General features: G+C 69.3%; 15 protein-coding genes. 7 read left to right on the top strand and 8 right to left on the bottom strand.

Translation table 11 applies throughout. From position 1 onward, the window contains the following. Positions 1 to 14: 14 nt before the first annotated feature. Positions 15 to 449 (top strand): VOC family protein, encoded by a 435-nt coding sequence (locus tag ACYVIO_RS36455; protein WP_460655544.1) that lies wholly within the window; start codon positions 15 to 17, stop codon positions 447 to 449. Positions 450 to 500: 51 nt separating this feature from the next. On the opposite strand, the gene ACYVIO_RS36460 is transcribed toward ACYVIO_RS36455, so the two are convergent. Genes ACYVIO_RS36460 through ACYVIO_RS36470 form a run of 3 tightly spaced genes read right to left on the bottom strand, consistent with a single transcriptional unit; the run spans position 501 to position 3,104 of the window. After that, the gene (locus ACYVIO_RS36460; RefSeq protein WP_460655545.1) at positions 501 to 1,067 is read right to left on the bottom strand and encodes a dihydrofolate reductase family protein; all 567 of its coding nucleotides are present in this window, start codon (positions 1,065 to 1,067) and stop codon (positions 501 to 503) included. 34 nt (positions 1,068 to 1,101) lie between these two features. Next, positions 1,102 to 1,872: a DinB family protein gene (locus tag ACYVIO_RS36465; RefSeq protein WP_460655546.1), complete on the bottom strand. Its 771-nt coding sequence runs from the start codon at positions 1,870 to 1,872 to the stop codon at positions 1,102 to 1,104. Positions 1,873 to 1,910: 38 nt separating this feature from the next. Next, positions 1,911 to 3,104 (bottom strand): MFS transporter, encoded by a 1,194-nt coding sequence (locus tag ACYVIO_RS36470; protein WP_460655547.1) that lies wholly within the window; start codon positions 3,102 to 3,104, stop codon positions 1,911 to 1,913. 80 nt (positions 3,105 to 3,184) lie between these two features. Here ACYVIO_RS36470 and ACYVIO_RS36475 point away from each other — a divergent pair, with 80 nt between their 5' ends. Both ACYVIO_RS36475 and ACYVIO_RS36480 read left to right on the top strand, forming a co-directional pair. Then, complete coding sequence (locus tag ACYVIO_RS36475; RefSeq protein WP_460655548.1) at positions 3,185 to 3,523, top strand: ArsR/SmtB family transcription factor; 339 nt, start codon at positions 3,185 to 3,187, stop codon at positions 3,521 to 3,523. 31 nt (positions 3,524 to 3,554) lie between these two features. Beyond that, on the top strand, positions 3,555 to 4,097 hold the full coding sequence (locus ACYVIO_RS36480; RefSeq protein WP_460655549.1) for a hypothetical protein: 543 nt from the start codon (positions 3,555 to 3,557) through the stop codon (positions 4,095 to 4,097). A gap of 133 nt (positions 4,098 to 4,230) precedes the next feature. On the opposite strand, the gene ACYVIO_RS36485 is transcribed toward ACYVIO_RS36480, so the two are convergent. Next, positions 4,231 to 5,106, bottom strand: coding sequence for a phosphotransferase (locus ACYVIO_RS36485; protein ID WP_460655550.1), 876 nt, complete (start codon positions 5,104 to 5,106; stop codon positions 4,231 to 4,233). Between the two features lie 34 nt (positions 5,107 to 5,140). Next, positions 5,141 to 5,617 (bottom strand): MarR family winged helix-turn-helix transcriptional regulator, encoded by a 477-nt coding sequence (locus ACYVIO_RS36490; protein ID WP_460655551.1) that lies wholly within the window; start codon positions 5,615 to 5,617, stop codon positions 5,141 to 5,143. A 108-nt stretch (positions 5,618 to 5,725) separates the two neighbouring features. Here ACYVIO_RS36490 and ACYVIO_RS36495 point away from each other — a divergent pair, with 108 nt between their 5' ends. After that, positions 5,726 to 6,814: an epoxide hydrolase family protein gene (locus ACYVIO_RS36495; protein ID WP_460655552.1), complete on the top strand. Its 1,089-nt coding sequence runs from the start codon at positions 5,726 to 5,728 to the stop codon at positions 6,812 to 6,814. 39 nt (positions 6,815 to 6,853) lie between these two features. Here the strand turns inward: ACYVIO_RS36495 and ACYVIO_RS36500 are convergent, their stop codons facing one another. Continuing rightward, positions 6,854 to 7,798, bottom strand: coding sequence for an alpha/beta hydrolase family protein (locus ACYVIO_RS36500; RefSeq protein ID WP_460655553.1), 945 nt, complete (start codon positions 7,796 to 7,798; stop codon positions 6,854 to 6,856). A 58-nt stretch (positions 7,799 to 7,856) separates the two neighbouring features. On the opposite strand from ACYVIO_RS36500, the gene ACYVIO_RS36505 reads away from it, so the two are divergent. The 3 genes from ACYVIO_RS36505 to ACYVIO_RS36515 all read left to right on the top strand — a co-directional run bounded on the left by ACYVIO_RS36505 (position 7,857) and on the right by ACYVIO_RS36515 (position 10,494). Further along, positions 7,857 to 8,225 carry a MerR family transcriptional regulator gene (locus tag ACYVIO_RS36505; protein WP_460655554.1) on the top strand — a complete coding sequence of 123 codons (369 nt, stop codon included), beginning with the start codon at positions 7,857 to 7,859 and terminating at the stop codon, positions 8,223 to 8,225. Positions 8,226 to 9,466: 1,241 nt separating this feature from the next. Beyond that, positions 9,467 to 9,826 carry a hypothetical protein gene (locus ACYVIO_RS36510; protein ID WP_460655555.1) on the top strand — a complete coding sequence of 120 codons (360 nt, stop codon included), beginning with the start codon at positions 9,467 to 9,469 and terminating at the stop codon, positions 9,824 to 9,826. Continuing rightward, a complete protein-coding gene (locus tag ACYVIO_RS36515) occupies positions 9,823 to 10,494 on the top strand; it encodes a nucleoside/nucleotide kinase family protein (protein WP_460655556.1) in 672 nt (223 codons plus the stop codon). The genes ACYVIO_RS36510 and ACYVIO_RS36515 overlap by 4 nt, the downstream gene beginning before the upstream one ends. A 136-nt stretch (positions 10,495 to 10,630) precedes the next feature. Here the strand turns inward: ACYVIO_RS36515 and ACYVIO_RS36520 are convergent, their stop codons facing one another. Together ACYVIO_RS36520 and ACYVIO_RS36525 are read right to left on the bottom strand one after the other, a co-directional pair. After that, positions 10,631 to 11,281 carry a dihydrofolate reductase family protein gene (locus tag ACYVIO_RS36520; protein ID WP_460655557.1) on the bottom strand — a complete coding sequence of 217 codons (651 nt, stop codon included), beginning with the start codon at positions 11,279 to 11,281 and terminating at the stop codon, positions 10,631 to 10,633. 164 nt (positions 11,282 to 11,445) lie between these two features. After that, the gene (locus ACYVIO_RS36525; RefSeq protein ID WP_460655558.1) at positions 11,446 to 12,174 is read right to left on the bottom strand and encodes a PH domain-containing protein; all 729 of its coding nucleotides are present in this window, start codon (positions 12,172 to 12,174) and stop codon (positions 11,446 to 11,448) included. Positions 12,175 to 12,246 lie beyond the last annotated feature (72 nt).

Consider the following 12,246-nt stretch of genomic DNA (forward strand, 5'->3'; position numbering starts at 1 on the left):
CGTACGGTGGCTGCATGGGCCTCCGCATCGGTGCACTGATCGTCGACTCCGCCGATCCCGGCCGGTTGGCCAGGTTCTGGGCGGAGGCGTTGGACTGGGTGATCAGCCGGGACATTGATCCCGAGTGGGTCGTCGAGCCGCCCGAGGGCAGCCGCGAGGACTGCGTGGTCGCCGACCTGCTGTTCATCAAGGTCCCCGAACCGCGCGCGGGCAAGAACCGGCTGCACCTCGATCTCCGCCCCGAGGACCAGGCCGCGGAAGTCGCCCGCCTGGAGACACTCGGCGCGACCCGCGTCGACATCGGCCAGGGCGACGACAGCCCGTGGATCGTGATGGCCGACCCGGAGGGCAACGAGTTCTGCGTGCAGAACGCCCACCCGCCGCAGGTCCGCACCGACTGGCTCCGCCGCTACGAGTCCCACCAACCGTCGGAACCGTCCCGGACTTAGCACTCAGCCGACGCCCACGCGGCTGGCCCGAGGTGAGGTCGCCGACCGCGCTCAGTCGTGGAGCGTCGGCCGGTAGATGAGCTCCTGGATGTTGCCGTCGAGGGTCCGGCTCTCGAGCAGTTCGAGGTCGAAGTCCTTGGTCCCCTGAAAGATCGGCTCCACACCGGTCTTCCCGGTGATCACCGGGAAGATGGTCAGCTGCACCCGGTCAACCAGACCGGCGTCCAGCAACGACCGGTTGAGCGACAAGCTGCCGTTCGAGCGCAACGGAACCGGCGACTCCCCCTTGAGCCGCGCGACGACGTCGACCGCGTCGCCGTGCTCAAGCGTGGCATCCGGCCAGTCGAGCGGCCCTTCGAGCGTCGACGACACGACCGTGGTCGGCAGGCTCACCATCCGCGCGTTCACCGGGTCCAGCTCGACCGATCCCAGAACCTCCGCCATCTGCCGGTACGTGTTCGCGCCGAGCACCATCCGCTGCTCCTCGCCGTACAGCGCAAGGCGCCGGTCGAGAAACTCCGGCCCCTGCTTGCCCCAGTACCCACCCCAGTCGCCCTCGTCATACGAGGCGAAGCCGTCCAGCGTGGAGAAGATGTCGAAGGTGTAGGTCGCGGTCATGTCGGGCTCCTTGTCCGGGATGCGTTCACCCCTGCTACGAACGCCCGGCCCCGGATCCGACACCCTCCAGCACCGCGAGATCCCGTACGGCGTACCGGTGGTGCTCGGCCTCCTCCTTCAGGATCACCTTCAGGCACCGCCGTACGACGTACTCCTGCTCCGGGTAAGGATCGGCCGGCTTGCGCCCGCAGACCCGGTCGAGCTCCGCGTCGGTGAGCGCGTCAACGGTCCGCCGCATCACGTCCATCCGCGCGCGCCGCAGCTCCAGCACCTCGTCGAGCGACGGCGTGGCGTCGAGGGTGAGCCCGAGCTTCGCGGACTCCTCCGGCGGCATCCCACCAGCCGTGAAGCCCAGCGGGTGGTACGGCGAAGCCTCCTCGAGCACCGCGTTACCGAGCCAGGCATCGCTGCAGAACAGCAGGTGCCGATGCGTCTCGACGAACGACCACTCACCGCCGACCTGCTCGTTGAGCGTTGCCTCAGGCAACTTCTTGGCGCGCTCGATCGTCGCGGCCCAGAGCTCCTCGACGACGTCCCAGACCGCCCGGTAGTCCTCGACGCTCTGCGCCTCCCGCGCCGCCACCCGAGCCGGATGCTGCCGGTCGAGCTCACTCTCGACGTACGCCGTCACGTCGACGTCGTTCACCACCAGCCGCTCGAAGGCGCCACTGACGGAGACGTCGCTCCCGTAACAGTCGACGATCTTGAGCTCGTCGACCTCACAGTCCCGAATCTCGAGCCCCTTGAGGTCCGACAGGTAGATCCGCCCACCCTGAAACTGATCACTCTCCACAAACTCAGCCATGCCCGCAGTCTGTCCCACGGCTAGGACATTTTCTGGCGTCAGGACGCTTGGCCCCTGCGGGCCGCGAGCCCCAGGACCAGGCCGGCGCCCGCGACGGTCGCCGCGAGGACCGTCGCCGCGGTGGGCATTCCCAGGCCGCCGACGGCGTACCCGGTGGCGACGGTGAGCAGCGCGGCGGGCAGGTAGGCGCTGATGTTGAGTGCCGCGTTGGCCTCGGCGCGACGATTGTCGTCGACGTGGTGCGCGATGAGGCGCAAGCCGCCCAGCTGACCAAGCCCCTGCCCGCTTCCAGCGAGCAACGCCGCTGCCACGAACAGCACCGGATTCCTGGTCACGACAGTGGCAACGACCGCGGCCATCGCCAGGATCGTGCTGACGGTCCCGAGCGCGAACAGCCGCTGCACGCCGAGCCGGGTGAGGACGAGCTGCGACCCGGTCGCTGCCAGGAACATCACGCCGGCCGCTCCGCCGGCCAGCAGCGGCGAGGTGTTCCCGACCGCGAGCACCAGCAACGACGGCCCGAGCGACAGGACGAACGAGGTCGCTGTGAGACCGGGCGCGAACACCGCCGCGCCACTGAAGACGTGCCCCCGATTCCGGGCGGGGACGTGGGGAAGCCGCGGCCACAGGAATCCGCGGTCCTGACCGGTCGGACGCTGCAGCGGCAACCCGACGTACCCGATCAGTGCGACGACGAGCAGCACGACATTCACTGTGAACACCAGGACCACCGGCTCCGCGACGTACTGGTATGTGAGGCCGGCCAGGATCGGCCCGAGGCCCGCGCCGAACACCATGGCGACGGAAGCCAGCATCGACGTCAACTGCCGACGACCTGCCCCACCGAGATCGACGACCGCCGCCATCCCGGCCGACACCACGATCCCCACCGCGACTCCGACCAGCAGCCGCCCGGCGATCAGCGCGACGACGCTGTGCGCGGTCATGAACAGCACTGCCGAGACGAGGGCGATCAGGATTCCCGGTACGACGACGCGCTTGCGGCCGTAGCGGTCGGCAGCCCGGCCCGCGACGAGCAGCGTGACCACCAGCCCTGCGATGTACGCCGCGAAGATCACCGTCAGGGTCCCGGCGGAGTAGCCCAGCTCGCGTTGCCAGTACACGTAGAGCGGCGTCGGTGAGTTCGACAGCGCGAACACCGCCGTCACCGCCCACGCGGCCCTGGCCAGCTCCCACCCCACCCGGGTCCGCTCCTCCACCACGACTGCCACACCGACCTCCTTGTACGACTTTTCCCGTACAACGAGCTGCCTGTACGAGAAATTTCGTACTAGTCGCTATCGTGGTCCTCGTGAGCACCACCGCGACCGACCGGCCACCCCTGCTTCCCGAACCGTCGCCCGACGCCCTGACCCTGGAAACCGTCATGGGCGCACTGTCGGACCCGCTCCGCATGACGGTCGCCCGCAAGCTCCTGCTCGACTCCGAGGCCTACGACCACCCCTGCGGCTGGTTCGGCTTCGACCGCCCGAAGTCCAGCCTCACCCACCACTTCAAGGTACTGCGCGAGGCCGGCGTCATTCACCAGCGCCAGTACGGGCTCGAACGCCGAAGCCGCCTCCGCACCGAAGACCTCGAGCAGCGCTTCCCAGGCCTCACCAGCCTGATCGCGGCGACCGGGCAGGATTAGCCCGAACCGCACCACGTGGAGGGGAATCGCAGTGGGAAACACCGTGGACTGGCCCGGGCGGGGGCCGACGTGGCTCGGGGTGCCGGCGTTGGTCGTGGCGGTGATCGGCGGGTTGATGCTGGCCGAGGTCTCGCATCGGCAGGGGCTCACCCAGGACCTGCTGACCAACGGGACGGAGACTGTCGCATCGTCGGTGCAGGTGTACGTCGGCCGCGGCGGCCTCAGCAATCCGGAGGTCGTCTTCCGGACCGGTGACGGCCGCGAGATCAGGACCGAACTCGCCAATTCCGACCTGGACGACGAGGGCATGCCGGAAGGACAGCAGACGCCGGCGGCCGGGACGCGGTACGCACCGCCACTGAAGATCGTCTACCTCCCGTCGGAGCCATCGACGGCGCTGGCGCTGGTCGACGCCGGCGAGTGGGCCGCGGATCAACACACGGCACGCCGCGGCAAGTGGATGATCACCGGCGGACTCGCGGTGACGCTGATCGCTTTGGGTGGGCTGAGCCGGGGCGCGCGGCGGCGGGGGCTGGCGTGGTGGCAGTGGTACACCGCCGCGCCGTCGCGGTGACCTGATCGCCTTGGCCGGGCTGAGCCGGAGTGCGCGGCGGCGAGAGCTCGCCTGGTGGCAGTGGCACACCGCCGCGCCGCCGCGGACGGCTACCGACGAGCCTCGCTAGCCCTCTAGTCGGGGAGGCGTTCGGCTAGTCGAGGAGGCCGAGGAGGCGTTCGGCCTGTAGTCCGGCGGTTCCCGGTGGGTTGCGATTCGCTGACGGGCCGCCGGGGCCGATGAGCGTCAGCCAGAACGCTGCGAACAAACGTCGCGCATTCAGCAGTCGCTCGGCATCCACCGTGTACTTCCCGAGGAAGCCACTCCAGTCGGTGCCGCGGGATGCGAGGTGCTCCACAAGGTTGGCCAGCTCGATCGCAAGGTCGCTCCGCCCGGCATCCTCGAAGTCGATGATCCGTACGCGCTTGCCGTCCCAGAGGTAGTTCGCGAGGTTCGGATCGCCGTGGCCGATGACGACATCCCGCGGCTCCACCAGCTCATCGGCCGCCGGGCCAGCCAGCCACTCGGCTGCGGCAGCATGAGCCTCGCCGATGACACCTTCGCCCTCCCAGGACGAGATCGCCCCTCGGACTCGCGCAACAAAGCCGCTGAAGTCGATCGGTTCAACGTCCGCGGGAGAAACCGACCAGAGCGCATCGAGCGCCACCTGAAGCCCGTCCAGTTGCTCCGCAGACAAGCAACCACCCATCGACACCCCTGGAAGCCGACTCATGACCACCACCGGCCGCACACGCGACGGTGTCGGCTCAGCCCTCGACCCCGGCCCCGGCTCGGATCCCGGCTCCGGCCCCGACCCCTGCTTGGATCCCGGCCCCGGCTCGGATCCCGGCCCCGGCCCGGATCCCGGCCCCGGCTCGTGGAGCCTGATCGGCGCCGGGACCAAGTCGGGGTCGGCAGCGGAGACTGCCCTCAGCACATCCCACTCGCGCAGGTGCTCGCCGCGGCTCCAGTCCACGTACGTCTTGGTGACGACCCCATCGGCGATCTCCACCTGATGCGTTCGGCTCATCGCCTTCTCCCTGCACGCACCCCAGGTCCTGCGCTCACCGCCAAGGCCCTTCGGCGGCGGCTTCCTGGTCGTGGTGAGCCACCAACCTGGTCAGCAAGCCGGTCAGTTTCTTCCGATCGGCTTGCGACAGCGGCGCGAGCAACTCCTCCTGGCACTCGGCCAACCGCTTCTCCAGCACCCGCAGCCGCCGTACCCCCGCCGCGGTCAGCGAGATGACATTGCGCCGCCGATCCTCCGGATCCGGCGTCCGCTCAACGAAGGAGTCCTCAGCCAGCTCGTTGAGCGCCGCCACCATGTCACTGAGATGAATCCCGCTTCGTCGCCCCAACTCCGCCTGGCTCGCCGGCCCGAACTCCTCCAGCGTCGCCATCAACCGGTAGTGGTAACCCCGCGCGCCGACGGAGGCGAACCCCTCCGCCAGCAACCGCTGCGAGTGCCCCGCGGTCTGCGACAACAGCCAACTGGGCAGCTTCATCCACCCAGGGGACGCCTTCTCGCCCGTGTTCTCCATGATCCCACCCTAGCGAATCGTTAGCCCGCCAAACGATCATGCTATCGTTCGAACCATAAACGTTAGTCGCACTAACATTTATCCGCCGAACGACCAGCAGGAGCCACCATGATCAAGCCCTTCCACATCAACATCCCCCAGGCCGACCTCGACGACCTGACCGACCGCCTCGCCCGCACCCGCTGGCCCAACGAGGTCGCCGACGCCGGCTGGGACTACGGCTTCCCGCTGGCCCGCCTCAAGGAACTCGCCGACTACTGGCGCACGTCGTACGACTGGCGCAAGCACGAGGCCGAGCTCAACGAACTCCCCCACTTCACCACCGAGATCGACCACCAGAACATCCACTTCCTGCACATCCGCTCCCCCAAGCCGGACGCTCTCCCGCTGATCCTGACCCACGGCTGGCCCGGCTCGTTCCTCGAGTTCCTCGACATGATCGAACCCCTGTCGCAGGACTTCCACCTGGTCATCCCGTCCATCCCCGGCTACGGCTTCTCCGGCCCGACCCACGAACGGGGCTGGGACACCGTCCACATCGCAAGCGCCTGGGACGAACTGATGAACCGCCTCGGCTACCACCAGTACGGCGCCCAGGGCGGCGACTTCGGCGCAGGCATCTCCCTGGCGCTGGGCGGAGTAGCCCCCGACCGCGTCGTCGGCGTACACGTCAACTACCTGCCGACCCGCCCGGACCCCGACGTGACTCTCGAGCTGTCCGCAACCGACGAGGCCCGCCTCGCCAAGATCAAGCACCTGATGGCCAACCGCCCGCCGTACCAGGCTCTCCTGGCCTCCACCCCGCAGACCATCGGCTACGCACTGACCGACTCACCAGTTGGCCAACTGGCCTGGATCGCCGAGCGCTTCGCCCAGTGGACGGACCCGGCCTCACCGATCGACGACGACCGGATGCTGACCGACATCTCCCTGTACTGGCTGACCGCCACGGCGGCGTCCTCGGCCCGTCTCCACCACGATGCACCACGGCGCATCGAGCCCTGCTCGGTACCGGTCGGCATCGCAGTCCTTCCGCACGACATCACGCAATCAGTACGCCCCCTGGCCGAGCGCCGCTACCAGATCGTCCACTGGTCGGAGCTCGCCCGCGGCGGTCACTTCGCCGCGATGGAGGTCCCCGACCTGCTCGCCGAGGACGTCCGGGCGTTCTTCCTCGACCGCGTGGCCCGCAACTAGCGCGCCGGGCGTCCTTCCTCCCGAGCATCTGGACCGCGGCTAGCGCGCCGGATCCTGCTTGGATTCGAGTCTGCCGAGGGGGTGATTGGTTGCCGACAGCCCCCTCTGCACGGCGGACCAACTGTCGCTCTCGACACCGAGGGCGTGGCGGAAGTAGGCCCAGGTCGTGTGCTGGATCAGCGCGACGCGATCTGGGTTCTCGTCGGTCGTCTCGCGGACCTCGTAGCCCGCGATGCCACCCAGCGAGTGTTCCGCGCCGAACAGCGTCAGCAGGCTCTTGTCGCCGGGGCTGAGGTGGTACGGATCCGTCGTCCACTCCGGCCCTCGGTTCGTCAGCGGCAGGTCATCCTTGTCCCCGGCGATGACGAGGGCGGGCGCGGTCAGGTGGGTGAAGTCCGGATTCATGAACGGGAAGTGCTCGGCGGCGTACGGCGTAAGGTCGGCTCCGCCCTTGCCTGCGGTGGCGATCAGTACGCCGGCCTTCACTCGCGGGTCGGACAGGTCCTTCCCCGGCGCGCTGTCCGGGCCGAGCACCCGCAATCCCAGCAGGACACCAGCCGACTGACCGCCGAAGGAGTGCCCGGCCACCGCCACGCGATCGCGGTCGATGCGCCCGGCGAGCCCCGGTACGGCGTTCTCGATCAGCTCGAGCTGATCGAGGATGCGCTTCAGGTCGTCAACGCGGTACCGCCACAACCGCGCCGTACGGGGATCGTCCGCTGGCAGCCCGACCGTCCTCGAGTCGAGGTGGGTCGGCTGAATCACGACGAACCCGTGGGCGGCCCAGAAGTCCGCGAGCGGGCCGTAGCCCTCCAGCGAGGAGCCGTAACCGTGCGACAGGAGAACGACTGGCAGTTCGCGGCCGTCGAACGGGGCGGTGATTTTCACCAGCAAGTCCGTGCCGCGGTCGGGCGCCCGCAGTACAACAGGCTTGACCGTGACGACAGGGCCGGCCGGCGTCAGTGCGGCGTTCAGTGTGATCATGGAACGACGCTAAAACCTGACGCTGACGTCAGAGGCAAGAGCTGTAACGGAGGTCACCATGCGCATCGGAGAACTAGCCACCAGGGCAGGCGTCAGCGTGCGCGCCCTGCGGTACTACGAGGAGCACGACCTGCTCGAAGCCTCCCGCAGCCCAAGCGGCCAGCGCGTCTACCCGGAGAGCGCCGTCGAACGGGTCGAGCTCATCCAGCACCTGTACGCCGGAGGCCTGTCAAGCAAGGCCATCGTGGACCTACTCCCCTGCGTCGTAGACGGCCGAGCCACCGCCGCGCTCCTCACCCGCCTGTCCCAAGAACGCGACCGCCTTACCCACCAGGCCGCCACCCTCCTCACCACCCGCGACAAACTCGACCAGATCATCACCGCCGCCACCACCAACGCCCAAACCGGCCAACCCTGCCGCAACTGATCCGCCAGGTGCGCGTGGCAGGCCCACCGATGTGCGACCCGCCCGGGCCACCCGCCGACCCCGGCGACGTACAGCCCGGCCCCGCGCCACGTGCCGGCCGCGCCGGCGCACAACTCCGCGCCACATCCCGGACCCGCCGGCGCACAGCCCGGCCCCGCATCACCCGCCGGGCCCGCCGGCGCACAGCCCGGCCCCGCGCCACATCCCGGGCCGCCGGCATACGACCCCGTGACCCCATCCATGTGGACCCGCCCACTCCTGCCGCAGCCGCTCGGCCCCTCCCGCCGTTTGGTGGGCCAACCCACCAAGTAGCCCGTTGGCCCACCGAATTCCGGTGGGCCAACGGGCAAGTGCACGGGTTAACCCACCAAATTGCAGCGGCAAGGTGGGGCCTCGGCCCGGCGTATTGCCGTCCTCGCCACGTGCCCCCCGCCTGCCTACAGCCTGGCCCGCACCACGCGCCGGCCCCGCCGACGTACAGCCCCAGCTCGCGCCACTTCCCGGCCCCGCCGGTGGACAGCCCAGCCCTACGTCACGTGCCCACTCCGGCGACGTACAGCCCAGCCCCGCGCCGCGCCCACCCCGCCGGCGTGCGGCACAGCCCGCAACACGCGCCGGCTGCACCGGCGCATAGCCCCAGCCCGCGCCACATCCCGGCCCGCCGGCATACGACCCCGTGATCCCCTCCATGTAGGCCCGCCCACGCCTGCTGCAGCCGCTCGGCCCCTCCCGCCGTTTGATGGGCCAACCCACCAAATAGCCCGTTGGCCCACCGAATTCCGGTGGGCCAACGGGCAAGTGCACGGGTTAACCCACCAAATTGCAGCGGCATGCAGAGGCGGGCGCTGGGCTGGCGCGGTCGGCGTGGGTGCCGCTACGGCGAGCGGCACGGTGGGGCCTCGGCCCGGCGTATTGCCGTGCTCGCCAAGTGCCGGCCCCGTCGGCGGACAACCGCCAGCCCACGCCACGCGCCGGCCCCGCCCGCGTGCAGCCTCACGTACCGGCCTCGCCGTCGTACCGCCCAGCCCGCGCCCACCCCACCGGCGCACAGCCCCAGCCCACGCAAGCGCCGTCGGCGTACAGCCTCAGCCCGCGCTGGGCGCCCGCCCCGCCGACATACAGCCCAGCCCGCGCACGTGCCCGCCCCGCCACGCCCCGCCCCGCCCCGCCCGGCCCGGCCCGGCCTGCGTACAGTCGCAGTCCGCGTCTGGTGTCGGCGGAGTCGCTTATCCTCCCTGTCCGTGGGGGATGAAGCGGTCGTCGCCGGTACGCGGGACTCCTACGACTGGCCTGCCGATGGACAGCCCGAGGTCGTGGCCTCCGAACTGGACGATCGGGTGCTCGATCAGACGTTGTTCTCGGCGTTCGCGGAGATGGTAAAGGCGGGCGGCGGCGGGCCTGTTGCCGATGTCGGGTGCGGGTCGGACGAGGTCGCTGCCTTCCTGCGCGAGGCAGGCTTCGGCCTTTGGACGACGGCGGTCCGCGAACCCGAGGGCTCGGAGAAGGCCGCGCGACCTCGACATCCGGCCGCGGATCGCGGGCGTGGGCGAGGTCGCCCCGGCTACCTGCTGGCCCGGAAGGCTTCGGAGGAGCCGTGGTGAGCCAACGTAGCGACGTACTGAACGACTTGGCCGATGCTGTGCTGGCTGTTGAGCGGGTGCATCCGGTGCGGGTGGGGATCGACGGGTGTTCGGCGGCGGGGAAGACGACGCTTGCGGACGAACTCGGCGAAGTACTGCGGGCCCGAACCGGTCGGGAGGTCATTCGGGCCGGCCTCGACTACTTCAAGCGGGCTCCGGAGTTGCGGACGGCTTATCCGATCGAGTCGCCGGAGAGCTACTACCTGGACACCTGGGATCGCGACGCGATCCGCGAGCTGTTGCTGGTGCCGCTCGGGCCGGGTGGGGACCGGCGCTATACGACTGCGATCAGGGAACCCAACGGGAAACCATTGCCTGAAGCAACGTTCCGGAAGGCCGGTGCGGACGCCGTACTGGTTGCGGATGGTGCGTTCCTGCAGGTGCCGGAGCTAGTCGACCATTGGGACCTGAGGATCTATGTCCACATCGGCTTCGACGAGGTTCTCCGCCGCGGCACCGCGCGCGATCAGGCGTGGATGGCGTCGGCCGCGGCTGCCGAGGAGCGTTATCGCACGAGGTACATCCCCGGGGAGCGCATGTACGTCGACCAGGTCCGGCCTCGGTCCCTGGCGCAGATCATCGTCGACAACGACGACCCCGCTCGTCCGACGATCGTGACGCACGCCTGACTGCGGCTCGGCGGCTGTGGGGGCGTCGAAGGTCGCGAGCGTCTCGGCGTACCGGGTGATCTGCGGGTCGACCGCGTCCATGAGAACGACCCTGGAAGCGGACGCCGCCAGGGTCTTCTCGTGGTGGTTCGCCGGGCTACTTGCGCCAGAAGAGGTGGTGGGTGATGCCGCTGGGGCTGGGGACGACGTCTCGGTGGTAGCGGTCGAGGAGGTCGTCGGGCGAGTTCCACAGGCGTACGCCGGTGCCGAACTCCACCGGAGCGACGGCGATGTGCAGGGTGTCGATGAGGCCGGCGTCGAGGAACTGGCGGATGGTGCTCACACCGCCGCCGAGCCGGACGTCCTTGCCATCGGCCGCTTCTCGCGCCTGCGCCAGGACCGCGGCCGGGTCGCCGTCGACGAAGTGGAACGTGGTGTCGGAGAGGCTGTACGACGGGCGCACGTGGTGGGTCATCACGAACACCGGCGTACGGAACGGCGGCTCGTCGCCCCACCAGCCGCGCCAGTCCTCGTTCTCCCACGGGCCGCGGTACGGGCCGAACTTGTTGCGGCCCATGATCTCGGCGCCGATGTTGTGGCTGAAGTCGCGGGTCAGGTAGTCGTCGAGGCCGCGGCTGCCGCCGGGTTCGGTGCGGTTGGGCCAGCTCGCGGTCGCGCCGGCCCAGGAGAACAGCCGCTCGGCCTCGGGCAGGCCGAACGGGCGCTCGAGGGTCTGGTGCTCGCTCGCGCCGGCGGCGATGCCGTCGCTCGAGACGTTGAAGTTCTGGACCTTCAGCAGCTGGGTCACGTGGTTCCTCCGGTGATGATTGCGGTTCGTCACCATCAGGTCGGAGCCGAGCTGCGGTTCTTGACGTCGGTCAGGAGGAAATCCCGGGGCTGGATCCGCCGGGAGGAGCTGAGCGTACGGCGTACGAGTTGCCGGTACGCCGTACGGGCTGGTCGTCGTACGAGCTAGTCCTCGCGGTCCTGGTCGGTCCAGTTGGCTTGCTCGCTGTTGAAGATCGACTTGGAACTGCTGCTCGCCACTCGGGTCGACGCGGAAGCAGCGGGCGCCTGGCGCGGGATGGTCGTGGTGACCTCTTGCGCCGAGTCCATCCCGATCGGACCGGTACCGTCGTCGTCGGTGTCGTCGTCGTCGGACTGCACGACGTCCACGCTCGCGGAGGCCCTCAGGCCGGTGCGCTGGATGACGCGCTGGATCGTGAGGTCACGGTCGTCGGGCCGGCTGACGAACCTGATCTCGCGGAAACCCTGGTCCTGCGCGGCCGACTCGAAGACGAAGTGGCCGTAGCCGAGGAATCGGCCGACGATCGGTTTCTGCAGCGTGATGTCGAGGATTCGCGCGATCGGGGTCGTCGCGACGGTCTGCGAGAACACGCCCCGGATGCGCATGACGCGCATGTTGGTGACGACGAACCGGTCCCGGTGCTCGGTGAGAAATCGCCAGAAGGCGTGCATGAGCAGGATCAGCACGATCGCCAGCAACGCGATCGACGCGTTGCCCGGCGTCTTCCACAGGAGGACGACCAGCAGCACCGTCGCCAGAGCGATCTCCAGCATCGGCACCGCGAACACCACCCAGTGGTGCCGCACCTCGTCGATGACGACTTCGCCCTCGTCCGAGATGAGATGGCGCCGGACCTTCGGGTCGAAGATCCGGAACAGGCCTATTCCGGCCATCCACTCACTCCCCTGTCCACCCCGCTGTCGGCCCCTCGGCCACGATCCCTACATCCAAGTGTCCCGCACGAT

It is taken from the genome of Kribbella endophytica (assembly GCF_054781295.1).

Excerpts from the sequence above, each read along its gene's own strand:
- ACYVIO_RS36525 (WP_460655558.1), bottom strand. The coding sequence starts at position 12,174 with ATGGCCGGAATAGGCCTGTTCCGGATCTTCGACCCGAAGGTCCGGCGC.
- ACYVIO_RS36465 (WP_460655546.1), bottom strand. The coding sequence starts at position 1,872 with ATGGCTGAGTTTGTGGAGAGTGATCAGTTTCAGGGTGGGCGGATCTAC.
- ACYVIO_RS36460 (WP_460655545.1), bottom strand. The coding sequence starts at position 1,067 with ATGACCGCGACCTACACCTTCGACATCTTCTCCACGCTGGACGGCTTC.
- ACYVIO_RS36485 (WP_460655550.1), bottom strand. The coding sequence starts at position 5,106 with ATGAGCCGAACGCATCAGGTGGAGATCGCCGATGGGGTCGTCACCAAG.
- ACYVIO_RS36495 (WP_460655552.1), top strand. The coding sequence starts at position 5,726 with ATGATCAAGCCCTTCCACATCAACATCCCCCAGGCCGACCTCGACGAC.
- ACYVIO_RS36505 (WP_460655554.1), top strand. The coding sequence starts at position 7,857 with ATGCGCATCGGAGAACTAGCCACCAGGGCAGGCGTCAGCGTGCGCGCC.
- ACYVIO_RS36490 (WP_460655551.1), bottom strand. The coding sequence starts at position 5,617 with ATGGAGAACACGGGCGAGAAGGCGTCCCCTGGGTGGATGAAGCTGCCC.
- ACYVIO_RS36500 (WP_460655553.1), bottom strand. The coding sequence starts at position 7,798 with ATGATCACACTGAACGCCGCACTGACGCCGGCCGGCCCTGTCGTCACG.
- ACYVIO_RS36455 (WP_460655544.1), top strand. The coding sequence starts at position 15 with ATGGGCCTCCGCATCGGTGCACTGATCGTCGACTCCGCCGATCCCGGC.